The sequence below is a fragment of the Paraburkholderia sp. SIMBA_053 genome (assembly GCF_046534895.1).
In the GTDB taxonomy this organism is placed as follows: Bacteria; Pseudomonadota; Gammaproteobacteria; order Burkholderiales; family Burkholderiaceae; genus Paraburkholderia; species Paraburkholderia caledonica.
Genome location: NZ_JAWRXU010001359.1, coordinates 1 through 248 on the forward strand (window position 1 = coordinate 1; position 248 = coordinate 248).

Annotated in this window: 1 protein-coding gene; it reads right to left on the reverse strand. The window is 67.7% G+C overall.

The genetic code is table 11. The features are described 5' to 3' along the window. The coding region (locus SB753_RS40045; protein WP_410805548.1) for a hypothetical protein at positions 1-188 on the reverse strand (188 nt) is incomplete at its 3' end. Between the last annotated feature and the right edge of the window lie 60 nt (positions 189-248).

Genomic DNA, 248 nt, shown 5'->3' on the forward strand with positions numbered 1-248 from the left:
GCGTGGCCCGAGGGTGCAGCGAGCCCTGCGGCCGCCAGTGCATCCGCGAGCGGCTGCGCCCGGCGCACGAAGTCGTAGGGCTCCACAGCTGTGAAGCCTCTGGCGGCGACCTCTTTCAGCGAGCCTTCGAGGTCGGTCTCGAGCTGATCCTTGATCGTGAACAGCTGGATGGAGGTCTGAATCGCCACGGGGTCTCCTTCGGTCGTCGGTGACGTGCGGGCAGTCTTCGCCCGCCTGTCAGAGCACGC